This window comes from Halobaculum limi (assembly GCF_029490015.1).
GTDB lineage: Archaea > Halobacteriota > Halobacteria > Halobacteriales > Haloferacaceae > Halobaculum > Halobaculum limi.
Window position 1 is genome coordinate 1,099,900 of the sequence record NZ_CP120468.1, and the last position, 21,182, is coordinate 1,121,081.

The 21,182-nt window shown below is 67.2% G+C and carries 25 protein-coding genes; 13 read left to right on the forward strand and 12 right to left on the reverse strand.

The window, feature by feature from the left end:
* Positions 1–46: 46 nt before the first annotated feature.
* Positions 47–1,147, forward strand: a complete 1,101-nt coding sequence (locus P0D77_RS05565; protein ID WP_277555242.1) for a DUF7972 family membrane protein — start codon at positions 47–49, stop codon at positions 1,145–1,147.
* A gap of 83 nt (positions 1,148–1,230) precedes the next feature.
* Here P0D77_RS05565 and sucD read toward each other — a convergent pair whose 3' ends face one another.
* The 3 genes from sucD to P0D77_RS05580 form a co-directional block, all read right to left on the reverse strand.
* Positions 1,231–2,100 (reverse strand): succinate--CoA ligase subunit alpha, encoded by an 870-nt coding sequence (sucD, locus tag P0D77_RS05570; protein WP_277555243.1) that lies wholly within the window; start codon positions 2,098–2,100, stop codon positions 1,231–1,233.
* Positions 2,097–3,242, reverse strand: a complete 1,146-nt coding sequence (gene sucC, locus P0D77_RS05575; protein ID WP_277555244.1) for an ADP-forming succinate--CoA ligase subunit beta — start codon at positions 3,240–3,242, stop codon at positions 2,097–2,099. The genes sucD and sucC overlap by 4 nt, the downstream gene beginning before the upstream one ends.
* 101 nt (positions 3,243–3,343) lie before the next feature.
* Positions 3,344–3,628 carry a hypothetical protein gene (locus tag P0D77_RS05580; RefSeq protein WP_277555245.1) on the reverse strand — a complete coding sequence of 95 codons (285 nt, stop codon included), beginning with the start codon at positions 3,626–3,628 and terminating at the stop codon, positions 3,344–3,346.
* Positions 3,629–3,749: 121 nt separating this feature from the next.
* Here P0D77_RS05580 and P0D77_RS05585 point away from each other — a divergent pair, with 121 nt between their 5' ends.
* Entirely contained in the window at positions 3,750–4,709 is a 960-nt protein-coding gene (locus tag P0D77_RS05585; RefSeq protein WP_277555246.1) for an NADPH:quinone reductase, read from the forward strand.
* A gap of 30 nt (positions 4,710–4,739) precedes the next feature.
* Here the strand turns inward: P0D77_RS05585 and P0D77_RS05590 are convergent, their stop codons facing one another.
* Entirely contained in the window at positions 4,740–7,049 is a 2,310-nt protein-coding gene (locus P0D77_RS05590; protein ID WP_277555247.1) for a bacterio-opsin activator domain-containing protein, read from the reverse strand.
* Positions 7,050–7,251: 202 nt separating this feature from the next.
* Between P0D77_RS05590 and P0D77_RS05595 the strand changes: the two genes are divergently transcribed.
* Positions 7,252–7,590 carry a DUF7344 domain-containing protein gene (locus P0D77_RS05595; RefSeq protein WP_277555249.1) on the forward strand — a complete coding sequence of 113 codons (339 nt, stop codon included), beginning with the start codon at positions 7,252–7,254 and terminating at the stop codon, positions 7,588–7,590.
* A gap of 41 nt (positions 7,591–7,631) precedes the next feature.
* On the opposite strand, the gene P0D77_RS17695 is transcribed toward P0D77_RS05595, so the two are convergent.
* Entirely contained in the window at positions 7,632–7,778 is a 147-nt protein-coding gene (locus tag P0D77_RS17695; RefSeq protein ID WP_222608548.1) for a DUF7563 family protein, read from the reverse strand.
* 174 nt (positions 7,779–7,952) lie between these two features.
* Here P0D77_RS17695 and P0D77_RS05600 point away from each other — a divergent pair, with 174 nt between their 5' ends.
* On the forward strand, positions 7,953–8,315 hold the full coding sequence (locus P0D77_RS05600; RefSeq protein WP_277555251.1) for a DsrE family protein: 363 nt from the start codon (positions 7,953–7,955) through the stop codon (positions 8,313–8,315).
* A gap of 4 nt (positions 8,316–8,319) precedes the next feature.
* Complete coding sequence (locus P0D77_RS05605) at positions 8,320–9,180, forward strand: SDR family NAD(P)-dependent oxidoreductase (RefSeq protein WP_277555253.1); 861 nt, start codon at positions 8,320–8,322, stop codon at positions 9,178–9,180.
* A gap of 9 nt (positions 9,181–9,189) precedes the next feature.
* Here the strand turns inward: P0D77_RS05605 and P0D77_RS05610 are convergent, their stop codons facing one another.
* Positions 9,190–10,098 (reverse strand): HhH-GPD family protein, encoded by a 909-nt coding sequence (locus P0D77_RS05610; RefSeq protein WP_277555255.1) that lies wholly within the window; start codon positions 10,096–10,098, stop codon positions 9,190–9,192.
* A 117-nt stretch (positions 10,099–10,215) separates the two neighbouring features.
* On the opposite strand from P0D77_RS05610, the gene P0D77_RS05615 reads away from it, so the two are divergent.
* The 3 genes from P0D77_RS05615 to P0D77_RS05625 all read left to right on the forward strand — a co-directional run bounded on the left by P0D77_RS05615 (position 10,216) and on the right by P0D77_RS05625 (position 11,535).
* Entirely contained in the window at positions 10,216–10,518 is a 303-nt protein-coding gene (locus tag P0D77_RS05615; protein WP_277555256.1) for a hypothetical protein, read from the forward strand.
* A 37-nt stretch (positions 10,519–10,555) separates the two neighbouring features.
* Positions 10,556–10,876 carry a ribbon-helix-helix protein gene (locus P0D77_RS05620; RefSeq protein WP_277555257.1) on the forward strand — a complete coding sequence of 107 codons (321 nt, stop codon included), beginning with the start codon at positions 10,556–10,558 and terminating at the stop codon, positions 10,874–10,876.
* A gap of 101 nt (positions 10,877–10,977) precedes the next feature.
* Positions 10,978–11,535, forward strand: coding sequence for a DUF7992 family protein (locus tag P0D77_RS05625; protein ID WP_277555258.1), 558 nt, complete (start codon positions 10,978–10,980; stop codon positions 11,533–11,535).
* 21 nt (positions 11,536–11,556) lie between these two features.
* Here P0D77_RS05625 and P0D77_RS05630 read toward each other — a convergent pair whose 3' ends face one another.
* Positions 11,557–12,906: a class-III pyridoxal-phosphate-dependent aminotransferase gene (locus P0D77_RS05630; protein ID WP_277555259.1), complete on the reverse strand. Its 1,350-nt coding sequence runs from the start codon at positions 12,904–12,906 to the stop codon at positions 11,557–11,559.
* A gap of 104 nt (positions 12,907–13,010) precedes the next feature.
* On the reverse strand, positions 13,011–14,300 hold the full coding sequence (locus P0D77_RS05635) for an MgtC/SapB family protein (protein ID WP_277555260.1): 1,290 nt from the start codon (positions 14,298–14,300) through the stop codon (positions 13,011–13,013).
* A 115-nt stretch (positions 14,301–14,415) separates the two neighbouring features.
* Here P0D77_RS05635 and P0D77_RS05640 point away from each other — a divergent pair, with 115 nt between their 5' ends.
* Positions 14,416–15,639: an AI-2E family transporter gene (locus tag P0D77_RS05640; protein ID WP_277555261.1), complete on the forward strand. Its 1,224-nt coding sequence runs from the start codon at positions 14,416–14,418 to the stop codon at positions 15,637–15,639.
* Positions 15,640–15,665: 26 nt separating this feature from the next.
* Here P0D77_RS05640 and P0D77_RS05645 read toward each other — a convergent pair whose 3' ends face one another.
* Complete coding sequence (locus P0D77_RS05645) at positions 15,666–15,944, reverse strand: PadR family transcriptional regulator (RefSeq protein WP_277555263.1); 279 nt, start codon at positions 15,942–15,944, stop codon at positions 15,666–15,668.
* A 209-nt stretch (positions 15,945–16,153) separates the two neighbouring features.
* Between P0D77_RS05645 and P0D77_RS05650 the strand changes: the two genes are divergently transcribed.
* Positions 16,154–16,432 carry an amphi-Trp domain-containing protein gene (locus tag P0D77_RS05650; protein WP_277555264.1) on the forward strand — a complete coding sequence of 93 codons (279 nt, stop codon included), beginning with the start codon at positions 16,154–16,156 and terminating at the stop codon, positions 16,430–16,432.
* Between the two features lie 205 nt (positions 16,433–16,637).
* Here P0D77_RS05650 and P0D77_RS05655 read toward each other — a convergent pair whose 3' ends face one another.
* Both P0D77_RS05655 and coxB read right to left on the reverse strand, forming a co-directional pair.
* Positions 16,638–16,784 carry a DUF8555 family protein gene (locus P0D77_RS05655; RefSeq protein WP_277555265.1) on the reverse strand — a complete coding sequence of 49 codons (147 nt, stop codon included), beginning with the start codon at positions 16,782–16,784 and terminating at the stop codon, positions 16,638–16,640.
* A 90-nt stretch (positions 16,785–16,874) separates the two neighbouring features.
* A complete protein-coding gene (coxB, locus tag P0D77_RS05660; protein ID WP_277555267.1) occupies positions 16,875–17,693 on the reverse strand; it encodes a cytochrome c oxidase subunit II in 819 nt (272 codons plus the stop codon).
* Positions 17,694–17,937: 244 nt separating this feature from the next.
* On the opposite strand from coxB, the gene P0D77_RS05665 reads away from it, so the two are divergent.
* Positions 17,938–19,329 carry a heme o synthase gene (locus tag P0D77_RS05665; RefSeq protein ID WP_277555747.1) on the forward strand — a complete coding sequence of 464 codons (1,392 nt, stop codon included), beginning with the start codon at positions 17,938–17,940 and terminating at the stop codon, positions 19,327–19,329.
* 1 nt (position 19,330) lies between these two features.
* Positions 19,331–20,014 (forward strand): DUF7546 family protein, encoded by a 684-nt coding sequence (locus P0D77_RS05670; protein WP_277555268.1) that lies wholly within the window; start codon positions 19,331–19,333, stop codon positions 20,012–20,014.
* Positions 20,015–20,066: 52 nt separating this feature from the next.
* Here P0D77_RS05670 and P0D77_RS05675 read toward each other — a convergent pair whose 3' ends face one another.
* Positions 20,067–20,708, reverse strand: coding sequence for a helix-turn-helix domain-containing protein (locus tag P0D77_RS05675; protein WP_277555269.1), 642 nt, complete (start codon positions 20,706–20,708; stop codon positions 20,067–20,069).
* A gap of 100 nt (positions 20,709–20,808) precedes the next feature.
* On the opposite strand from P0D77_RS05675, the gene P0D77_RS05680 reads away from it, so the two are divergent.
* A complete protein-coding gene (locus tag P0D77_RS05680) occupies positions 20,809–21,174 on the forward strand; it encodes a DUF7344 domain-containing protein (RefSeq protein WP_277555271.1) in 366 nt (121 codons plus the stop codon).
* Positions 21,175–21,182: the final 8 nt, after the last annotated feature.

A 21,182-nucleotide genomic window follows, 5' to 3' on the forward strand; every position in this document is an offset into this window, starting at 1 on the left:
GACCGCGGCGACTGGACTTAACTCGGTCCCGGTCGTCACCCGGACGATGGACCGACAGTCACCGCCCGATGCCGACCGGAGGCCGTCGACCGACGGTGGGAGCGTCGCCCACGAGCGGTCACCGATCGGTCGCCTGCGCCGGTGGGTCCTCCTCACCGGCGACCGCCGCGCGGTCGCAGCGGCGTTCGTCTTCACCGTCCCGGCGGTCGTCGTCCCGTTGTCCGTGGGCTTCGGCGTCGACGTGACTGCGCTGTTCACCCGTACGAACACGAGCAGACTGTTCGACACGATGTTGTCTGGCGTCATCCTCCTCGTCTCCATCGTCGTCTCGGTCGCCTCGCTCGTCGTCTCCCAAGAGTTGTCGTCGGTCGGCCAACAGCGCGACCGGATCGAGCGCGCGGCCCAGTTTCGCCGCGAGACCGAGGACTTGCTGGAGACGCCGATGGCGCCCGCGCGCATCGACGACTTCCTCCGGGCGGTCGCGGGCGCAGTGCTGTCGGCCGCACAGGACCTCCAATCTGCCGTCGACGCCAACCCCGGCCATCCCGGCCTCGACGAGGCGACTGGCGGCGACCCGGCCGACGCCGTGGCCGACATCGTCGCTCGCGCGGACACCGAATCCGAACGGGCGGCACAGTCGCTCTCGGGGACGCAGTCGGGCGGTATCGACGTATTTCTGGCCGCCCTCGAGTACGACTACGCCGCACAACTGCACGGCCTGCGCGGGTTCCGCGCCCGCCGCGGGGAGGAACTCCCGGCGGCCGCGGCCGACGCCGTCGAGGAGATGGTTGAGGCGCTCCAGCGGTTCGCTGCCGCCCGCGAGTTCGTGAAGTCGCTGTACTTCGAACGGGAGTTCGCCCGCCTCGCTCGCGACCTCCTGTGGGTGTCGATTCCCGTCATCGTCGGCATCTCCTACGTCGTCCTCGCGGTCGACGTGGCCGACCTCGACGGACGTGCCCTGGGCGTGCCGACGCTGCTCCTGTTTATGACGGCTGCGTACACCGCGGCGCTCGCGCCGTTTATGACGCTCGCGGCGTACGTCCTGCGGGCGGCGACGGTGACGCTGCGGACGCTGTCTGCGGGTCCGTTCGTCCTCGACACGGACGGCACCGTGCCCGACGGCTCGTACGTCGGCGGCGACGACTGAGCGGGTGCGGTCACTCGCGGTCGAGTCGGTGAAAAATCGGGGGTCGAGCGACCGAGACGGCGGAGGTCGGCTGGTGCGCCGCGTTACAGGAAGTCTTCGATGTGGTCGGCGACCTCGTTGGGCGTGTCGCCGACGGGGACGCCCGCGTCGTTGAGCGCGCCGATCTTCGACTCCGCGGTGCCGGTGCCGGAGCCGCTGACGATAGCGCCCGCGTGGCCCATCCGCTTGCCCGGCGGTGCCGTGCGGCCGGCGATGAAGCCAGCGACCGGCGTGTCCATGTTCTCGGCGATGAACTTCGCGGCCTCTTCCTCGTCTTCGCCACCGATCTCACCGCACATCACGACGGCCTTCGTGTCGGGGTCGTTCTCGAACGCCTCGAGGGCGTCGACGAACGACGTGCCGATGATGGGGTCGCCGCCGATGCCGATGGCGGTCGTCTGCCCGATACCGCGTTCGGTCAGGTTCGAGACGACCTGGTACGTCAGGGTACCGGAGCGGGAGACGAGACCGACGTCGCCCGACTCGAAGATGTTGCCGGGGAGGATACCGAGTTTCGCCTCGCCGGGCGTGATGATGCCGGGGCAGTTCGGTCCGATGAGGCGGGTGTCGACCTCCGAGAGGCGCTTGTTCACCTTCGCCATGTCCTGGGTCGGGATGCCCTCGGTGATGGCGACGACCAGGTCGAGGTCGGTGTCGAGCGCCTCGAAGATGGCGTCGCCGGCGAACGCCGGCGGGACGAACACGACGGAGGCGTCGGCGTCCTCGGCTTCGACGGCCTGGTCGACGGTGTCGTAGACAGGGACGCCAGCGACTTCCTGGCCGCCCTTGCCGGGCACCGCGCCCGCGACGACGTTCGTGCCGTACTCCAGCATCTGTTCGGTGTGGAACTTGCCTTCTCCGCCCGTGATGCCCTGCACCACGACGCGGGTGTCGTCGTCGACGAAAATGCTCATTGGGTCACCTCCTCGGCGTTCTTCACTGCACGCTGTACCGCGTCCTCAAGGGTACTCTCGACTTGCACGAGGTCCTCGTTGAGGATCTCCATCCCCTCGGCGGCGTTCGTCCCCGCGAGGCGGACGACAACCGGCTTGGGAATCTCGTCGAACTGTTCGAGCGCCTCGTTGATCCCCTTGGCGACCTCGTCGCCGCGGGTGATGCCGCCGAAGATGTTGAACACGACGCTGTCGACGTTCTCGTCGGAGAACACCATGTCCAGCGCGTGCGTCACGCGTTCGGCCTTCGCGCCGCCACCGATGTCGAGGAAGTTGGCGGGCTTGCCACCGTAGTAGTCCACGAGGTCGAGCGTCGTCATCACGAGACCCGCGCCGTTGCCGATGATGCCGACGTTGCCCGACAGACGCACGTAGTCGAAGCCGTACTCGTTGGCCTTCGCCTCCAGTTCGTCGCCCGCGGCCTCGTCTTCCATCTCCGCGAGTTCTGGCTGACGGAACAGGGCGTCCTCGTCGATGTTCATCACCGCGTCCGCGGCGACGACCTCTCGGTCCGAGGTGATCATCACGGGATTGATCTCGATCTCGGAGGCGTCCTTCGACTCGTACAGGTCGTACAGCGTCGAGAGGATCGAGGCGACGTCCAGCGCCACGTCGCTCGGGATACCGGCGTCGTAGGCGATCTTACGGGCCTGGTACGGGTGCAGGCCGAACGCGGGGTCGATGTGCTCGCGAGCGATCTTCTCGGGCGTCTCCTCGGCGACCGACTCGATGTCGACGCCGCCCTCGGTGGAGACCATCGCGACGGGTTTGCCCTCGCCGCGGTCCATCGTGATGCCCACGTACAGTTCGTTCTCGAAGTCGACGCCGGCCTCGACGAGGACCTTGTCGACCTCGTAGCCTTTGAGGTCCATCCCGATGATGGACTCGGCGGCCTCGCGTGCCTCCTCCTCGCTGGTGGCGATCTTGATGCCGCCGGCCTTGCCACGCCCGCCGACGTGGACCTGCGCCTTGATGGCTGCCGGGTAGCCGATCTCGTCGACCGCGTCCATGACCTCCTCGACCGTGGACGCGAGTCGCGAGTCCGGGGTCGGAATCCCGGCGTCGGCGAAGACTTGCTTCGCCTGGTACTCGTGAAGTCTCATGCGTCTGAATACCTGCCCCTCTCGGGGTTAAATCCCGCCGATTCCGGCCGCGTTCGCGAGGGCACCGCCGTCCCGTGTCCAGCCCCGTATTTCGCCCCGCGTCAGTTCCCCGTCGCCTGTCCGACGCCCGCGAGAACGAGACCGAGGACGCTCACGACGCCGGTCCACAGCACGGACGGCCGCAGCGTGATGTCGTTACAGCCGTCGGTGTACAGCAGCGTCGGCGGCCACGCCTGCACGCCGCGGAGAGCGAACTCCGCGAGTCGGCGGGGTCCCGCACAGAACGCATCCGTCGAGGCGGCGACCGGGCCGACCGTCACGAGCAACACCGTACACGCGAGCAGTCCGGCACCGAAGGCGGTCGCGCCGACGTGTCGCAGGGACATACCCGACCGCTACCCCCGGCGGCACTTTCACTCCTCCGGTCACACTCGCGGGACAGTCGGGCGTCTACCCCGACTGCCGACGCCGCTGGAGGTAAGTCGCCTCGCCGGGACGGTGGTAGCGATGCGAGCAGTACGCTTCCACGAACACGGCGACGAATCGGTGCTACAGGTGGAGGAGGTCGACCGCCCCGAGGTCGACTCCGACGAGGTGCTCGTCGAGGTGGCGTCTGCGGGCGTCAACCCCGTAGACACCTACTTCCGCGAGGGATCGTACGAACCGTACGGCCTGCCAGCGATCCCCGGCGTCGACGCCGCGGGCACCGCGGTCGAGGTGGGCGACGCCGTCGGGGGGATCGAGGAAGGCGACGCTGTGTACGCCACCGGCCTGTCGAGTACGATTCCCGGCGGCTACGCCGAGTTCGTCGCGGTGCCCGACGACCGAATCGCGGTCCTGCCCGACGACGCCGACCTCGTCGCTGCGGGCGGCGCGGGCGTCGCCGCCGTCACCGCCTGGCGCGCGCTGATCCAGCACGCGAACCTCCGGCCCGCCGAGTCCGTCCTGATCCACGGTGGCTCCGGCGGCGTCGGCCACGCCGCGGTGCAGGTCGCCGCCGCGACCGGTGCGACCGTGATCGCGACGGCCGCCCCAGAGTACCACGACGCGGTCGCCGACCTCGGGGCGGACGCCGTCCTCGACTACGACCGCGACGACCTCGCGGACGCCGTCACGGAGGTGGCGGGCGGCGGCGTGAACGTCGTTCTCGACCACCGCCTCGACGAGTACCTCGGCTTCGACGCGGAGGTGGCCGCCCAGTCTGCACGCGTCGTCGGCATCGGCGAGAACGACCCCGAGATCGGGTTCCCCGTGTCGGCGGCCGCCCGTGGGAAGGACCTGAACCTCCAACTGATGTCGATGTTCAACACGCCAAGTCTCGCGGACGCCCTCAACGACCTGGCGTCGCTGTGGGGCGACGACCTCACCATCGAGGTGGCTCGGAGCTACGACTTGGAGGAGGCGGCGGCGGCACAGTCGGACGTGATGACCGACAGTTTCCTCGGCAAACTCGTCATCGAACCGTGACGCGCGGGTAGCCACCCGAGTTGAACCCCGTCACTCCTCGCAGAACACCGCGTCGAACACCTTCGCCTGCCCGGTTCGGAGATGCTGGTGGAGCGTGGACGCGGCGATGCCGAGCGAATCGGCGACCTCCTCGGCTGTCGCGTCGCGCGGCCACGAGAAGTAGCCCGCGTGAAACGCCGTCGCGAGCGCCGTCCGCTGGCGGTCGGTGAGGGCGTCTATCGACGACTCGATGCTCACCTCCGTCCGATCGACCTGTTCGCGACGCAGCAGCGACGCGTCGGGGTACGTCTCGCGCATCACGTCGATCACCCGACGAGCGTCCGCGTTCGGCGAGAGGCACACGGTCACCTGTGAGTCGCCGTCCTCGATGACGACCTGTTTGAGTTCCCCACCCTGGGCGGCGACCGCCGAGAGCACCGGGAGGTCCGTCACCGTCAACTCGAACCGCTGTGGGTCGCCGTCCGAGCGGACGACGACCTCCTCGTACAGCGGGTGGGTCTCGACCGCTTCCTCGAGCGTCGCCATCCCCGCGGTCGTCGTCCGACCGAACAGGACGAACTCGCCGTCGTTTCGCGGCGCCGCGTGGTCGAGGTAGATGGGGTCGGTCGACGGACCGACCGCTGCCGGGTCGAACACGTCCGTAATGAGAAATTCCAGTTCGACGACCTGATCGCCCAACAGCGCCTGTTTGCGATCGGCGGCGGCGATTGCGTGGCCCACCACTTCGCCGAGTTGGGCGATTACCTCCCGCTCGCGGCCGACGAACGCTCGCTCCCGCTCGGAGTACACGTTCAACACGCCGTAGACGGTGCCGTCGTGAACGATCGGGATCGCCGCAGACGAGCGGTAGCCGTAGGTTGCTACCTGTTCGTCCCACGGGTCCTGACGGGGGTCGGCGGCGGCGTGTTGGGTCGTCTGGACGGTCCCCGTCTGGTAGGCACGGCCGGTCGGCCCCCAGGCGTGGTCGTCATCCGGGTCGACCGAGATGCGGGTCCCGTCGAGGTAGCCCTCGACACCTGCCTCTGCACGGACGCGTATCTCTCGGCTGGCCGCGCCGACGTCGCCGATCCACGCGAACTGGTAGGAGTCGGCCGTCGCCAGTCGCTCGCAGGTGACGCGTTCGATCTCCTCGCGGGTCGACCGCTCGACGATCGCCCGCGACACCTTTCGGACCACCCGGTTGACGCTGTTGAGTGCGGCGAGTTGGGTTCGCTGGTGTTCGACCTCACGCTCGTGGCGGGCGCGTTCGATCGAGGAGGCGAGGACGTTGGCGACCGACTGGACGAACGCCGCGTCGTGATCTGTGAGGGCCGCAGGCGCCGTGTCGTGGGTGCCCAGGATTCCCCACGGCGACTCCGGTGAGCCGATGATCGTGCTGATCCCGCTGCGGACGCCGTGCGACGTGAGGAGGTCGGGGCCGCTGAACCGCCGCTCTTCGTCGAGGTCCTCGACGACGACTGGCTCTGCGGTCCGGAGCGTGTACGCCGCCTGCGAGTCGTCTTCGACGGCTGAGACGGTCGCAGAGCCGACGATCCCATCGTCCCAGCCGACGCCTTGCCGGAGCAGGAGTTCGTCGGTGTCTGCGTTGAGGTCGAGCACCTTGCAGTAGGTGTGTCCGAGCGTCTCGGCGACGACTCGGGTCGCCTCGGCGAACAGGTCGTCTACGTCCGCTACCTCGAGTGCACGCTGGCCCAGTGCTGCGACCGCCTCCTGTTGCCGAATGCGGGCTTCCAACTTCTGTTGGTACGCTCGCCGCGCGGTGACCTCCTGCGACATCCCCAGCGCCTCGAACACTCGCCCGTCGTCGTCCCGGACGGGGTAGAAGTGGAAGCGGTACGCTTGGTCGTCGACGGTCGCCTCGAACGTCGACACGTCGCCGTCGAGCGCGCGCTCGTATCCGGGGATCACGACGTCGGCTATCGACGGCGGGAGGGCCGTCGCCAACCGCTCGCCCTCGAGGTCGTCGCTCGTGAGGGCTGTGGTCCCCTCGGGCGATCCGCCGAACGTCGTGTAGCGCATCCGCTCGTCGACGAGTGCGAGCGCCCCGTTGGGGAACTGCTCGACGAGCGTGCGGTAGCGGTGCCGGGCTTCCCCGTTCTCGTCCGTGTCCGGTCGCTCGTCGTCCTCGTCGGCGACGGGTCGCCACCAGACGCGACCCCCGGAGCCGACCTTCTTGCTCTCGATCCGCCCGACGGCTTCGAGGCGGCGGAGACGGTCGTACGTCCCGCGGCGGCCGACCCCGAGGTTGGCTGCGATCTCGGTCGTCGTCAGCGGCTGCCCGCGGCGCGGGAACGCCTCCAGCGTCTCGTGGAGCGCCGCCGACAGCACCTCCGAACTCATCGCCGGCCCTCTCGCGTCGGCGCGGGTCAATGTTCCGCCCACGGAGGGTGTTCGGCGCCATCTTGAGGACATTCGCTACGATCCGGTCGACGGACGGGAGCCGCCTCGTTGCCATCGGACATCGATCGGGAATGCGAGCGTCACGACGGTGCCTACACACTGGCCCCTCGGTCTTACGGTGCGCGCGTCGTTCCAGACAGATATGCCCGCAGATGAGACCCTCTCTGGTGTGACCGACCGCCCGGCAACCGTCGACTCGGCCGACAGATACCCAGCGACGGCGAACCTCGACGAGAGCGCCCGCCACCGACTGCTCTCGGCTGCTCGACGGCGACACGCCCTGGACGTGTTCGAGATTCGGTCGAACCCGGTCACGCTGCGTGCGCTGGCGGCCGCCATCGCTGCCCGAGAGGATGTCGACCCGGCAGACGAAGCCGAGCGGCGCAGCATCGCGATCGCGTTGCACCACGTCCACCTCCCGATGCTCGCCGACTACGGTGTCGTCGAGTACGACTCCGAAGAGAAGACGATCTGGGCGTAGCCCAACGACGGCTACCGCCCGCCCGACCAGTCACTCAGGCGTCAGTTCTTCTTCGCACGAACCGTCTTGCCGCGCCGAACCATGTCCTCACAGTGTGGGCAGGCGCGGGGTTGGGTCACTCCCTCCGGCTCGAACACCTTTACGTATCGTTCCGTCACGAACGACTGACAGTTCTGGCACGTCGGCATACAACGGCGGGGGTCCAGCGGAGATAAACGGATTTCGGTCGACGGCGTCTCAGTCACTCGGTCACGTACGACAGGTCTCGGACACCTGACAGGGGTAGACGAGCGCTCCGCTTCCTGGGAATCGACTCGTGGGTTCACAGCCCACACCGACGCATCTCCAGTAGGCGAATCGTGATGCACTGTTCGGCGGAGTCGAGCGCCGACCAGCGACGTGCATTCGCCAACGCGGCGAATCTGCTCGGCGACAGCACCGCCGACGTGGACGCACTCGTGGTCGTGCTCAACGGCGACGGCGTCTCCGCGGCCCGCGCCGACTCTCCCGTCGCCGACGAGGTTCGTGGCCTCCTCGCGCGAACGCCAGCGGAAGCGACCGACGCCGACGCCTCGGCGGTCGAGGTGTGTGTCTGTGGCAACTCACTGGCGGCCCGAGACATCCCCGAAGACAGTCTCGTGTACGGTGTGGAGGTCGTCTCCAGCGGGATGGGTGAGATCAGTCGCCGCGAGGCGGACGGCTACGGCTACATCCGGGTGCCGTAGGCCGATGCTCGCCCGTGCGGTGTCCTCGTTCGTGGACGCCCGCCGACGACCTGGCGGGCCGGCCCCCGACGGCAGCGGACTCGTCGTCGTGGTCACCGGCGCGAACGAGGGAATCGGCCACCACATCCTCCGAACGCTCCTCGAAGATGGCTATCGCGTCGCCTGCCTCGACGTCGACGGGTCGAACGTGGAACCGCTGGCCGAGGATTGTCCCGACCGAGTCGCAGTCTACGAGTGCGACGTGACCGTCGACGCCGACGTGACACGCGCGGTCGACGCGGTCATCGACGAGTGGGGCCACATCGACGTCCTCGTCAACAACGCGGCGGTGTTCGAGTTCGGCCCGTTCGAAGAGACGAGCCTCGAACAGATCCGTCGTGAGTTCGAGGTGAACTACTTCGGGTACGTCCGCCTCATCCGGGCAGTCCTCCCACATATGACCGCCCGTGGTGGTGGGATCGTCCACAACGTCAGTTCCGGCGCGGGGGTCACCGGCCACCCTAGTCTCTCGGGGTACGCCTCGACGAAGGGTGCGGTCGAGGCGCTCGCGCGGTCACTCCGACTCGAACTCGCGCCGAAGAACGTCGCCGTGACGCTGATGCATCCGTCGCTCGCGGCGACGCGGTCGGCATCCCGAATCGGCTATCCCGCCGCGGCGATGAACGACCCCGCCGACGTCGGGCGCGGCCTCGCCAAGCAGATTCGCTCGACGGACCGCGTCATCTACGCGGATTGGGGCGCACGGGTCGGCATCCCGCTCGTCAGGCTGGTGCCGGCCATCAACCGCTGGGCGACGAGGCGGTTCGTGCCGAGTGCCGACGACGCCGAGGAGACTCCCTCCGCGGCGGCATCGACGCGGAAGTAGCGTCGCTGGTCACTTCGAGAGCCGTGCGGTCACGGTGTCGTCCTCCTCTGCGACGGCGACGAGTCCGTCGTCCGCGAGGTCGGTCACGAGGCCGCGAAGCCACTCGCGGCCGTACTCGCCGTCGGGCGCGTAGTCGACGCGGACGCGCGGTCCCAACTCGTCGAGCGCCAGTTCGTCGTGACTGCCGAGCGCCCGGACCACACGCCCACGGAACTGTCGGCGACTCCCCTCGAAACTCGGCTGTTCGGGCACGTCCGGCGCGGTGAAGTCGCCCGTCTCGTAGGCGCGACACCAGCGGCGCCACGGACACCCCGCCTCGTCACAGCGGGGGGACTGCCCGCAGGCGACTCCGCCGAGTTCCATAATCGCGTTGTTCCACACGCGCGACTCGCCCTCGGGCAGCAGGTCAGACGCCGCCTCGGCGAACGCCGCGTCGTCGTCGGGGACGCCGAACGCGCGGTGGAGCACGCGCTTGACGTTCGTGTCGACGACGGCGTCGCCGTTGTTGAACGCGAAGGAGGCGACGGCGTTGGCGGTGTACGGACCGACGCCCATCAGTTCCTGCAGTTCCTCGGGCGACTCCGGGAACTGACCGTCGTAGTCTTCGGTGACTTGCGTGGCCGCCTCGTGGAGGTACTTCGCGCGGTTGTTGTACCCTAGCGAGTGGCCCGACCAGAAGGAGACCACCGCGCCTCGATCGGCGGCCGCCAGGTCCGCGGCGGTCGGCCACTCGTCGAGGAAATCGGCGTACGCCTCCTCAACGCGGGACAACTGCGTCTGCTGGCTCATCACCTCCGAGACGAGGATGCGGTAGGGGTCGTCGGTGCGTCGCCACGGGAAGTCCCGGTGGTCGTCCTCGTACCACTCGATCAGCGCCTCCCGCACGGCGTCGGCGTCGTCGGGGAGGTGGTCGCTCATTACCCGATCCATCGCTGCGGGGCGAAAAGCGCTGACGGTTCGGCCGGGTCGCGTCCGGTGGCCGTGGCGTCGGACCACGGGAGAAGGCATTTACCGTCTCCTTGACTCGCGCCGGGTATGCGACAGGACTTGGTCCTCCTCTCGATGTTCGCCGGCCTCGCGGTCGTCGTCCTCCCAGTCGTCTTCGTGTTCTTCTTGGCGCTCGGGCCGGCCGGATGGCTCTTCACCGGTGTCAGCATCGTCGTCGTCGGTGTAGTCGTCGCGGCGAAGGCGGACGACGACGCAGACGAGACGCCCGCCAAGACGAACTGCCCCGAGTGTGGGTCACGCGTCCAAGTGAATGCGCCCACCTGTGACTACTGTGGGCACGCGTTCGACGGCCCCGCCCCTGACGACACTCCCGACCCATCGGCACCGTAGCGTAACGGGTATCCCCGCGCCGACACTTCCGCCGGACATGGGACTCGACGACCTCGACGCGGCAGTCACCGACGCGTACGGCGACCTCGACGACGAACTCGGTGTCGGCCTCGACCGGGAGACGAAACACGAACTCGCGCTATTGGCGGCGGCGCTGGGAACCGACCGCGAGGAACTCGTCCGTCGCGGAATTCACGCCTTGTTCCGGCGCACGCTCGAGACGGGCGACCTCGACTTCCACCTCCGGCAGGCGTTCGACGTGACCTACGACGAATACTTGTCTGGGATGACGTACGACGAGATGACGGGCCAGTCGAACGTGCCGCAACCGAGCGACGAACGGCGCTACCAACAGTAGTCGCTCGGGTCCCGCAGGCCGCCGCACTCGGCTATCGCCGACGGATTCTCACTCGCTGGAACGGTGGAAACGGCCTTGCCTTCAGGAGTCGACCCTCTTGTATGGCGCTCGAAGTCGAGGTACCCGAGTCACCGTCGCTGCGTGGGCCACAGAGCCGCGGCGAGTACGACGCGGTCGACGTCGGCGACGAGGAAGTGACCGACGACTACCGTCGTGCCGAAGTGCGAACCGCACTCCGCGCGGGTGCGTGGCGCGACGGATTCGAAGAGTGGGCGGAAACGACGTACCTGACGACAGAGGAGTTCGAGACGGTCCGGGACCTGCGACTGTTCGAGGAGTTCGACTTCTACTGGGTTCCCGCGAGCGGCGACGTGGGCTATCGCGCGCCGACGGTGCCCGACGACAACCGCGACCGCTTCCCCGACGGCGGTGCGAACGGCGTCGACGAGGAACTCGACGGTCTCGGGCGAACCGTCTCGGCGGTGTTGGAGTCGGAGGCGTATCTCGGCGGCGACGAACTCTCCTTCGAGTTCTTCGCAGAAGACGAGGACCGCGAGGCCGAACGACAGGAAGCGGCGCACGACGCCGAACTCGAAGCAGAGGCGGACGCGGAGGCAGACGCGGAAGCGAACGAGGCCAACGAAGAACCGATGCCGTAGCCCGCGACAGATCGACCCCGGTCAGGCGGCGTCGTGTGCCGCCTCGGCCAGGATGGTCGCGCCCATCTCGATTTCGCGCTCGGTCACGTCCAGCGGTGGGAGGAACCGGATCACCTTCGACCCGCACGCGAGCGTGAGGAGGCCGCGCTTGAGCGCCGCCTCCAACACCGCGTCGCGGCGGTCGCTCGACTCGAACTCGACGGCGAGCATCAGGCCCTTCCCGCGCACGTCGGCGACGCCTGGGAGGGCGGCGTCGCGGACGGTCTCTTTGAACTGCTCACCGCGGACGACGGCGTTTTCGAGGAGGTCGTACTCGTCGATGGCGCGGAGCGTGAACACGCCCAGCGCCGAAGAAACGATGTCGCCCGCGCCCCACGTCGACGAGAGGCGCGAGCGCTCGTCGGGGAACGTGTCTTCGCTGGCGATGGTCGCGCCGACGCGCATTCCCTTCGCGCCGGTGATAACGTCCGGTTCGATGGGATAGTGGTCCGACCCCCACATCTCGCCGGTGCGACCCATCCCCGACTGAATCTCGTCGGCGACGAGGGGCACGTCGTGTTCGTCCGCGAGCGCCGCGACCTCCTGCATAAACGCGTCGGAGGGGAACCGGTAGCCGCCCTCGCCCTGAATCGGCTCCATAATGATGTACGAGAGGTTCTCGGTGGCGATGTGGCCCGTCTTCGGGTCGAGTTTCTCTCGGAGGATGGAGGTGTCGCCGTCGTCGACGAAGAAACCGCACGAACACGTCTCCGGCGAACACGCGCGGTCGTCGCAGTAGGGCACGTCGTGGACGCCGGGAATTTCGGGGTAGTCGCGGCGGTACACCGACTTCGAGCGGTTCAGCGAGAGCGCACCGAGCGTGCGCCCGTGGAACGCGCCGTCGAAGGTGACGCCGTACTTCCCGCCGCCGGAGGCGTCGTAACAGATCTTGATGGCGTTCTCGACGGCCTCAGCGCCGGAGTTCGACAGGAACACCGTGTCGAGACCGTAGTGCCCCGTCCGGTCGACGAGTTCGTGCATCAGGTCGGCGGGACCGGGGAGGTCCGACTCGCCAGGCTCGGCACCGTCGGAGACGTAGAAGTCCTGTCCGGCGATCTTGGTCGGGTCGACCATATCGAACGCCTCCATCGGGTCGGTGATCTTTGGGTTGTTGTACCCCAACGGCGCGGCGGCGACGTGCGAGGTGAAATCCAGGAGGACGTTGCCGTCGACGTCGGTGCAGAACGGCCCCTCCGCGTCCTCGGTTATGTCCCAGACGAAGTCGTAGACGTAGGTCGTCGTCGCGGCCACGTCACGGTGGTACTCGGCCCACTCCCGGGCACGAGTGCCCGGCATCTCCGTGACTCGTACCTCGGCCGTGTCTCGGTTCATACCCGTGGATGTGGTCGGAAATTTATAAAACAGTGGTACGTGTTGTCGTTAGGTTCAATCGTTCCGGGAGTCCGTTGGGGACGGGTTCAATGCGTGTGGTTCTCTCACACGAGCGTCACAGCGAGTGCGACCACGCTCGAGACGACGACGAGGAGGACGCTGAACGCGGCGACGCGGCGAGCGAATCGGCGGGGTCCGGCGGCCGCGAACGCCGCCTTCACCGCGACGCTTGCGACCGTCGCCAGCAACACCGCGAGCGTCGCCTCCTCGGCCGCAACCGTCCCACCGCGGTACAGGAGGACCGCAGAGGTCGTCGCGCCGGCAGACGACACCGCGCCGGCGGCGACCGCAGAGGCGTACAGTCCGGCGGTCCCAAACTGGCTCTGTGCGACCGCACTGACGGCCAACACGAGGAGGAACACGGCACCGAACCCGAGCGCGTTTCGCAGCGAGAACGGCGACTCGAGATTCATCGACACGGGTTCTTGCCAGTTCGCCGTCACCGCCGACACCCCGACAGCCGTGAGTGCGAGTGCTCCGAGCGGAGCGGCGATGCGAAGGAGTCCGGGCGTGTTGATGCCGACGGTGAACGCCAAGGCGATGACGAGGTTGCGCACGGCCATCGCCGCGTCCGCGAGGAGGACGCCTGCGACCGCGTACGATGCGGCCTCGGGCCGGGAATTCGCGTGGTCGAGCATCGTCCCGACGACCGCGGTAGAGGAGGCGAGGCCACCGAAGAACGCGGTGACGGCGATTCCTCGACTGCCGTACGTCTGGACCACCGCGTAGTTGACGATGCCGATGGCGGCGACGGTGACGACCATCAGCCACGCGACCCGCGCCTCCAACGGGACGCCGAAGACCACTTGCTCTCCGGCGGGCAAGAGCGGATACACGACGAACGCCAACACTGCGAACTCGATCATCGATCGAAGTTCTGCGCGGTTGAGTTCACCTGCAAACGAATGTAGCTCTCGCTTCAACACCAACAGCGCCGACGAGACGAACGCGACGACGACGCCCTCCAACACGTAGCCAGCGCCGACCGCCGCACCGACGCCGTAGGCGGCCAACAGCGACACCGCCGTCGTCAGCGATAGCGGGTCTCGGTCGCCTTCGCTGCGAAGTCCCTGTATCGCGAGGAGGACGCCTTGCACCACCACGAGCAGTCCCCCGACCGCGAGCAACGCCTCGCCGTAGGAGTCGTCGGCCGCGATGACGGCGAACACCGCACCACCGATGCTCGTCAGCGAGAACGTCCGGATGCCCGCGGGTTTCTCCGACCACTCCCGCTCCAACCCCATAAACAGCCCCAGCGTCGCGGCTAACACGATGCGTGCCGCGGGGACCGACAGCAACGAAACACCGGACGGGTCGGTCCCGAGTCCCTGCATGCCACGATATCACTCTGACGACAGTTAACAGTTCGTCGGCTCCCAGCGACGTGGACACGACCGCCGGGTGTCAGTTACGCGATACGCTTTAGTCGGTCCGCGAACCCGTACTCGTATGAGCCTCGCCGACGTCGACTGGTCTCGAACGGCGTGGTGGGGAGTCGGTGCGGTCCTCGCCGCCGCGCTCACGTTCGTCGTCTACTCGTTCGTCGGAACGTTCGTGTTCGGCGTCTTCATCTACTACGCGACGCGGCCCATCTACAACCGGATCCGCAAGCGGATTCCGCAGTCGAGTCTCGCCGCCGCCGTCGCACTACTCTCGATGGTGTTGCCTGCGCTGTTGCTCGCCGGTTACGCTCTCCTCATCGTCGTGAACCAGGTGCAAGACCTCGACATCGTTGCCAACGGCTACCTCGACCGCCTCCCGTTGACCGAGACGAACCTCGATTTGGTCACCGACCCCGCGAGTCTCGCGGCGCTCGACTGGGAGCAGTACGTCACCGCCGAGACGCTGTCGGGTGCAGTCGACTCCGTGGGACAGGCCGCCGGGACGGTCGCGTTCCTCGGAACCGGAGCTATCCACCTGTTCGTGATGCTCGCGGTCGCGTTCTACCTCCTCCGTGACGGCAGTCGACTTGGACGGTATCTCGTCCGCTTCACCGACCAGGGCGGCATCGTCGACGCCTACGGCCTCGCCGTCGACCGCGACCTGAAGTCCATCTTCTTCGGCAACATCCTCAACGCAATCGTCACCGGCACCATCGCCGTCATCGTCTACTCGGTGTTGAACGTGTTCGCGCCCACGGGCGGGTCAATTCCGGCGGCCGCACTCGTGGGGTTGCTCGCGGGTGCCGCCAGTCTCATCCCCATCGTCGGGATGAAACTCGTGTACGTCCCCGTCGCCATCGCGATGGCGATTCGCGCGGTCGCCAACGACGTGACCGGCGGCCTCGTGTTCGTGCTCGTGTTCGCGGTGGCGTCGCTTGTGGTCGTCGACACCATCCCGGATCTGGTGTTACGCCCGTACGTCTCCGGGCGGTCACTCCACGTCGGCGCAGTGATGCTGGCGTACACGCTCGGTCCCTTGCTGTTCGGGTGGTACGGCATCTTCCTGATGCCCGTCTTGCTCGTCCTCGTGGTGCACTTCGTCCGGATCGTGTTGCCGGAACTGCTGGCGGGCGAACCGCTCCGTCCGTACGCGGTCGATCCGACGCACCTCACGGCCGAGGCCGACCCCAACTTGGAACCGCACGTCGAAGCAGAGGTGGCCGACCTAGGGGAGTCAGCCGAGACCGACGGCGGAGACGGACCGTCGCGCGACGACTCAGAAGACGAATAAGCAGGCGCAGTCGCCGCGGTAGTCGCTCACTCGAAGTCGACGTACTGAGCCTCCCACTCGCGGCGGGCGTCAATCTCGCGGCCCCCGCGTGCGGTGAGGGTGTAGAAGTTCGTCCGCTGGTCGTGACGACCCTTCTCGATGAGCCCCTTCTCGACCAACGTGTCGAGATTTGGATAGAGGCGACCGTGGTGGATCTCCTTCTCGTAGTACCCCTCGAGTTCCTCTTTGATCGCGAGGCCGTGTGGCTCATCGCGCCCGGCGATCACGTATAGCAGATCACGTTGGAATCCTGTCAAGTCGTACATCCGGGATATCTACGTGTGAATTGCCAGTGGACGAGAATAAGTATGTCGGCACTTGAAGCGCCGAAATCGTCGGCCCAGTCCGCCAGTTCGGGAACTGTGTGGCGATGTGTGTAAACTGTCAGACGGAGGTGCCATCTGTGATCGGGTCGGGATACGCACACAGTTCACGTCGCCGACCACTTTTTGTTCGTAGCCAGCGTGGATCAGGTATGCCCGAAGAAGTGCTGTTCAAAACCGAATCTCGCGAAGACCGCGCCGCAATCGCCGCGCACCTCCGGAGCGTCGCCGACAAACTCGAGGCCGACGGGGAACTCACGCTGTCGGGTGCGGGCGACTCGCTAACGATGCAGGTGCCCGCGTCGGCGACGTTCGAGGTGAAAGCCGAGCGTGAGACCGGGTCTGGCCCCGCCGAGTTGAGCGTCGAGTTCGAACTGGAGTGGAACGAGGGCGCTGACGCTGACGACGCCGGTGGACTGTCGATCGAGTAAGAGCGCCGGCGGACTGTCGATCGAGTAAGAGCCGCGTCGCTCGCTGATCTGTGCCTGTGACCTGAGAACGAACGGGGGCACGCCGCGGAAACACCCACGGCGTGCCACCCGGATCGGTCCCCGCTGACGCTTCGGCCCTCCAGACGAAGCGTCAAGTAGTTCTACCGCCGGAATTGGGATAAAACTACCGGGGAATCGCTCCCGCTCAGATGTACTCCTCCTCGAGGACCCACCCGAGCGCCCGCTTGTAGTGGGTGAACATCTGTCTGATACTCTCGTGGCGCATCTCCTCGTCATCCAACTGTTCTGCGAGGAACTCGTACTGCTCTCTGATCTCAGCCTCGTCGCGCATACACAGTCGTACGCCGGCGACGGACTTCAAACGTCGCCGCGGCGTCGTGACTCGGCGACGGGGAAGATGGGTAGAACGAAAGTGGCAGCCTTACGCGCCAAGTGCGGTCGGTGCGGCGAGGGATGCGCTACTGTTGTCGCTGGAGCCGCTGGAGTCGCCGCCAGTCTGGTTGTCGACGAACTGGTCGTAGGTGGACTGGTCGACGACGATGACGGTGAAGTACATCTTCGAGTGGGCGACGCCACAGTACTCAGTACAGTAGCCCTGGTAGACGCCGGTCTCCTGTGCGACCGTCTTGAGCGTGTTCTGCTGGCCGGGGATTGCGTCCTGCTTCAGGCCGAGGGCGGGAACGGAGAAGCCGTGGATGACGTCCTCGGAGGAGCTAGTGAAGTAGAGGTCCTGCCCCTCGGGGACGACTATCACTGGTCCTTCAACTCCCTCGGCTTCCGGGATCAGCCGGGTGTTGATGTCGCTGGCGGTGAGTTGGGTGATGTTCGAGGTCTGGTAGTTCATCCGCCAGTTCCACTGGTAGGCGACGGTCTCGACGTGCACGTCACCGTCGGCGGCGTCGATTTCGCTGCCGGTGTAGGTCACGTCGGGGCTCGCCAACACGCCGTAGGAGGCGGCACCGACAAACAGCAGAACGATCGCGGTCGCGATCGTCCAGGTGATCTCGAGACGCCGATTCTCCCGGGTCGGTTTCGGCTCGTCGTTGTTCCTGAACTTCAGGACGGCGTAGATGAGAATGACCTCGACGAGGATCGTGATCGGGATCGCGACGTACAGCAGTCGACCGTTCAAATCGTTGATGAGTCCTGCTGTCGTGGAGGGCTGTGCGGCCGCCGGGACCGCGAACAACAGTAGCCCGACGAGCCCGACCAGCAGGCTCCCCAGTCGCGTAGCCTTCATTACAAGCGCGCTTAGCGCAGGCGACGTAAATACCTACTGTTGTCGCTCGAACCACCAGACGAGACCACCGCCCACGCGGCCGGTACAGACCGGGTTCGAAGCGAGACTGTGGCCGAGCGTGTCGACCGATTTCGGTGCGTCAGGGCGACAGTCGAGCCCGGAAAACGCGGGGTTGATATGCGATCGGACGAATGTCGAACTAGTGACTTCGAAGCGGTTTCCGGGACTGCTCGCGGCCACCGCGATGGGCGTGTACCTGTTGCTGGTGGTCGGTGCGACGACGACAGTCACGGACGCGGCGGCGGCGTGTACCGCGTGGCCTGCCTGCGGCGACGGCTTCGCGCTTCCCACAGCGTCGGCTGGGTGGGTCGCGCTGGGCCATCGAGCCGTCGCGTTCGCTGTCGGTCTCCTCGTGGTAGCGACGGGCATCGCCGCGTGGCGGGCACGACCGGCCCGCCGGGTTCGGGCCGCTCTCGCCGTTTCGTTCCTGCTGTACCCCATCGAGTCGATACTGGGTGCGTTCGTCGCGACGCGCGGGCCGACGACGCTCGCGACGCTTGCCGGCGTCGCCATTCCGCTGTCTACGGTCCACCTCGTCGGCGGCTTGGTCGTCTTCGGCGGCCTGCTCGCGGCGCTGGCGTGGGAACTGGAGGACCGAACCGGCGACCCCGACGAACGGCCCGCCGCCACGAGCGCTCCCGAGCCAGCGGCAGACCCCATCGAACAGGGTGAGCGTCCTCCGATTCCCTCCTGGAGCGAGGACCCGATTCGCCGGGGTCGGCTGACCGCCGCCGCGTACTTCCGGCTGATGAAGCCCCGGCTGATGTGGCTGCTGTGCCTCGTCGCCAGCGCCGCGATGGCGCTCGCCGGTGGCCCCGGCCTCTCCGTTCCCGTCGTCGCGGCCACGCTCGCGGGCGGTGCGCTCTCTATTGGCGCGTCGGGAACGTTCAACCACGTCCTCGAACGCGACGTGGACCGCCGGATGCAACGAACCAGCGACCGCCCGCTGGCGGTCGACCTGGTCTCGGTTCGCAACGCCGTCGCGTTCGGCCTCCTACTCACCGTCGTCTCGCTGGCCCTGTTCGCGTGGGTGAACCTCCTCGCGGCGGTGCTGGGCCTCGTCGCCATCGTGTTCTACTCGGTCATCTACACGCTCGTGTTGAAGCCGAACACCGTCCAGAACACGGTCATCGGCGGCGCGGCTGGCGCGCTCCCGGCGCTCATCGGCTGGGCCGCCGTCACCGGCGAACTCGGCGTCGGGGGCATCGCGCTGGCGGCGCTCATCTTCCTGTGGACGCCCGCACACTTCTACAACCTCGCCCTCGCGTACAAGGACGACTACGAACGCGGTGGCTTCCCGATGATGCCCGTCGTGCGCGGGGAGACGACGACCCGTCGCCACATCGTCTGGTACTTCGGCGCGACACTCGCAGCCGGCGCGGCGATGGTCGGATTGGGACGACTGGACTGGCTGTACGCGCTGGCGGGCGTCGTCGTCGGCGGCGTCTTCCTGTGGACCATCGTCCGCCTCCACTACGAACGCGACGAGTCGGCGGCGTTCCGTGCGTTCCACGCCTCCAACGCCTACCTCGGCGTCGTCCTCCTCGCCATCGTCGTCGACACGCTGGCGGTGTGAGATGAGCGCGCACGTCTTTTCCGCGTCGGTCGCCGGTCGCGACCTCTCCGTCTCCCGGGGCGAACTACTCGCGGCGACGCTGCTCGTCAATCTGGAACTCGCGGGTGTCCTCGCGTACTTCACGCTCACGAACGCCACCGTCTCCTCACCGCTGTTCACTCTGTACGGCTTGCTGTGGGTGAACGTTGCACTGCTCGTGTTCGCGCGCTACCGCCCGCCCGCCGGCGACCAGTCCACCCGTCGCCGGGCACTCGTCGTCGCCGTCGGCTACGCGGCGCTGCTGGCCGTCTTCGGCGGCGTCGTCGGGGTCGCTCCACCTCGGACGACCCCGGGCGTCACCCTCGCCCTCCTCCCGCCGGGATGGGGCCCTGCGCCCATCGTGAACGTCGGCGTCGCCGCGGCCGTGTTGATGCCGGCGAAAGTGCTTGGCTACGCGGCGCTGGCGTACCTCCTGTACGGTACGGTCGTCGACGCGGCGGGCGCGGGGGTCGCGGGACTCCTCGGCCTGTTCTCGTGTCTGTCGTGTTCGCTCCCAATCCTCGTGGGTGCGGCCGCGTCACTGGTTGGCGGGGGCGGGTTCGTCGCCGCCGCGGTGGTCGGCCTCGGGTACGGGCCGTCGACGCTCGTGTTCCTCCTCACGGTCGGCTTACTGTGGTGGCAACCGGGCGTCGACATACTTCGATAGCGGTCGGTCGATGATCATCGTCGTTGCCGCCGCTGCGATGCCTCTCTCGCGTTCACTCGATGAGTACCGCTTCGACGAGTTGTCGAACGCCGCGACGGAATCGTTCGGAGGCGGCACTCTCTGAGACGCCGAGTTCCGCACCGAGGTCGGCCAACGACGACGCTCGCGGCACGTCGAGATACCCGCTCGTCGCGGCTGCGACGAGCGTCTCGTGTTGGGCGTCGGTGAGTCCAGCGTCGTTCGGGTCGAACAACTCCGACTCTTGGTACAGTCGGTTCAGCGAGAACCCAATGTCGTGGTCGACACAGAATTCGTAGACGTGCTCTAACGCCGCCCGGTCGGGGAACCTCGTCCGCAGGTGCCACCCCTGCACGTCGGCAGTGATGAGTTGGTTGACGCCGCCGACCTCTGCGATGACGCCCCGCGTGCTCAGTCGCTGTGCCCGGCGGCTGAATCCGACGCGATACAGCCGACGACCCCGAGATTCGGTCAAGGAGATGGCATCCGACACGGACGGGTCCGCTCGAAGCGCCGCCTCGACGGCGTCGTCGTCGTCGCAGTCGATCCAGCCAGTCATGTACGTCTCGCCGTCGGCGTCCGTGAACGAGTCTTCCCAGTCGAGTTCCGCGTCGGGAACCGTCTGAAACGTCTGCCGCAGCAACGGGTGGTCCAGCGTGTAATGGGCGATGAGCATCGTCTACACCGTGGTGTGACGCCTCGATAGCGACGAAGATGTATAAATTGCAGGAATACTCCGGCATCAGTCACATTGGTCGTCCGGCCCAAGTAGTCGTATGTCTGAGGCGAAGCGGCCGTCGAACGGTGGGGAATCGCTCACCCAGTTACTGGCCGCCCTCGCCGAATCGCAGTGCAGACGCGTCGTCTCTCACTTCCTCCACGACGACGACGGGCGTGCGACGCTTGAGGAGGTTGCGGCGGCGGTGGCCGCGATGGAACCTCGTCTCGACGAGAGCACCGTAGCGGTCACGCTTCACCACACGACGCTTCCGAAACTGGCGGCGGTCGGTGTCGTCACGTACGACCCGGAGTCGCGTTGGGTTCGATACGAGGGTGAAACACTCGACGACGACGCCCACGCACTCGTCGTCGAGGCGGCCACGCTCGAATCTGCCCGTGGAAACTCGCCGGTCGGGGCCTGACGCGACTT

Bases quoted from the DNA above. Each gene is read 5' to 3' on its own strand.
- P0D77_RS05650 (WP_277555264.1), top strand. From the start codon at position 16,154: ATGCCCGAAGAAGTGCTGTTCAAAACCGAATCTCGCGAAGACCGCGCC.
- P0D77_RS05630 (WP_277555259.1), bottom strand. From the start codon at position 12,906: ATGAACCGAGACACGGCCGAGGTACGAGTCACGGAGATGCCGGGCACT.
- P0D77_RS05670 (WP_277555268.1), top strand. From the start codon at position 19,331: ATGAGCGCGCACGTCTTTTCCGCGTCGGTCGCCGGTCGCGACCTCTCC.
- P0D77_RS05645 (WP_277555263.1), bottom strand. From the start codon at position 15,944: ATGTACGACTTGACAGGATTCCAACGTGATCTGCTATACGTGATCGCC.
- P0D77_RS05600 (WP_277555251.1), top strand. From the start codon at position 7,953: ATGCACTGTTCGGCGGAGTCGAGCGCCGACCAGCGACGTGCATTCGCC.
- P0D77_RS05610 (WP_277555255.1), bottom strand. From the start codon at position 10,098: ATGAGCGACCACCTCCCCGACGACGCCGACGCCGTGCGGGAGGCGCTG.
- P0D77_RS17695 (WP_222608548.1), bottom strand. From the start codon at position 7,778: ATGCCGACGTGCCAGAACTGTCAGTCGTTCGTGACGGAACGATACGTA.
- P0D77_RS05675 (WP_277555269.1), bottom strand. From the start codon at position 20,708: ATGCTCATCGCCCATTACACGCTGGACCACCCGTTGCTGCGGCAGACG.
- P0D77_RS05595 (WP_277555249.1), top strand. From the start codon at position 7,252: ATGCCCGCAGATGAGACCCTCTCTGGTGTGACCGACCGCCCGGCAACC.
- coxB (WP_277555267.1), bottom strand. From the start codon at position 17,693: ATGAAGGCTACGCGACTGGGGAGCCTGCTGGTCGGGCTCGTCGGGCTA.
- P0D77_RS05590 (WP_277555247.1), bottom strand. From the start codon at position 7,049: ATGAGTTCGGAGGTGCTGTCGGCGGCGCTCCACGAGACGCTGGAGGCG.
- P0D77_RS05640 (WP_277555261.1), top strand. From the start codon at position 14,416: ATGAGCCTCGCCGACGTCGACTGGTCTCGAACGGCGTGGTGGGGAGTC.
- P0D77_RS05655 (WP_277555265.1), bottom strand. From the start codon at position 16,784: ATGCGCGACGAGGCTGAGATCAGAGAGCAGTACGAGTTCCTCGCAGAA.
- P0D77_RS05620 (WP_277555257.1), top strand. From the start codon at position 10,556: ATGGGACTCGACGACCTCGACGCGGCAGTCACCGACGCGTACGGCGAC.
- P0D77_RS05565 (WP_277555242.1), top strand. From the start codon at position 47: ATGGACCGACAGTCACCGCCCGATGCCGACCGGAGGCCGTCGACCGAC.
- P0D77_RS05585 (WP_277555246.1), top strand. From the start codon at position 3,750: ATGCGAGCAGTACGCTTCCACGAACACGGCGACGAATCGGTGCTACAG.
- P0D77_RS05665 (WP_277555747.1), top strand. From the start codon at position 17,938: ATGGGCGTGTACCTGTTGCTGGTGGTCGGTGCGACGACGACAGTCACG.
- P0D77_RS05635 (WP_277555260.1), bottom strand. From the start codon at position 14,300: ATGCAGGGACTCGGGACCGACCCGTCCGGTGTTTCGTTGCTGTCGGTC.
- sucD (WP_277555243.1), bottom strand. From the start codon at position 2,100: ATGAGCATTTTCGTCGACGACGACACCCGCGTCGTGGTGCAGGGCATC.
- P0D77_RS05580 (WP_277555245.1), bottom strand. From the start codon at position 3,628: ATGTCCCTGCGACACGTCGGCGCGACCGCCTTCGGTGCCGGACTGCTC.
- P0D77_RS05605 (WP_277555253.1), top strand. From the start codon at position 8,320: ATGCTCGCCCGTGCGGTGTCCTCGTTCGTGGACGCCCGCCGACGACCT.
- P0D77_RS05680 (WP_277555271.1), top strand. From the start codon at position 20,809: ATGTCTGAGGCGAAGCGGCCGTCGAACGGTGGGGAATCGCTCACCCAG.
- sucC (WP_277555244.1), bottom strand. From the start codon at position 3,242: ATGAGACTTCACGAGTACCAGGCGAAGCAAGTCTTCGCCGACGCCGGG.
- P0D77_RS05615 (WP_277555256.1), top strand. From the start codon at position 10,216: ATGCGACAGGACTTGGTCCTCCTCTCGATGTTCGCCGGCCTCGCGGTC.
- P0D77_RS05625 (WP_277555258.1), top strand. From the start codon at position 10,978: ATGGCGCTCGAAGTCGAGGTACCCGAGTCACCGTCGCTGCGTGGGCCA.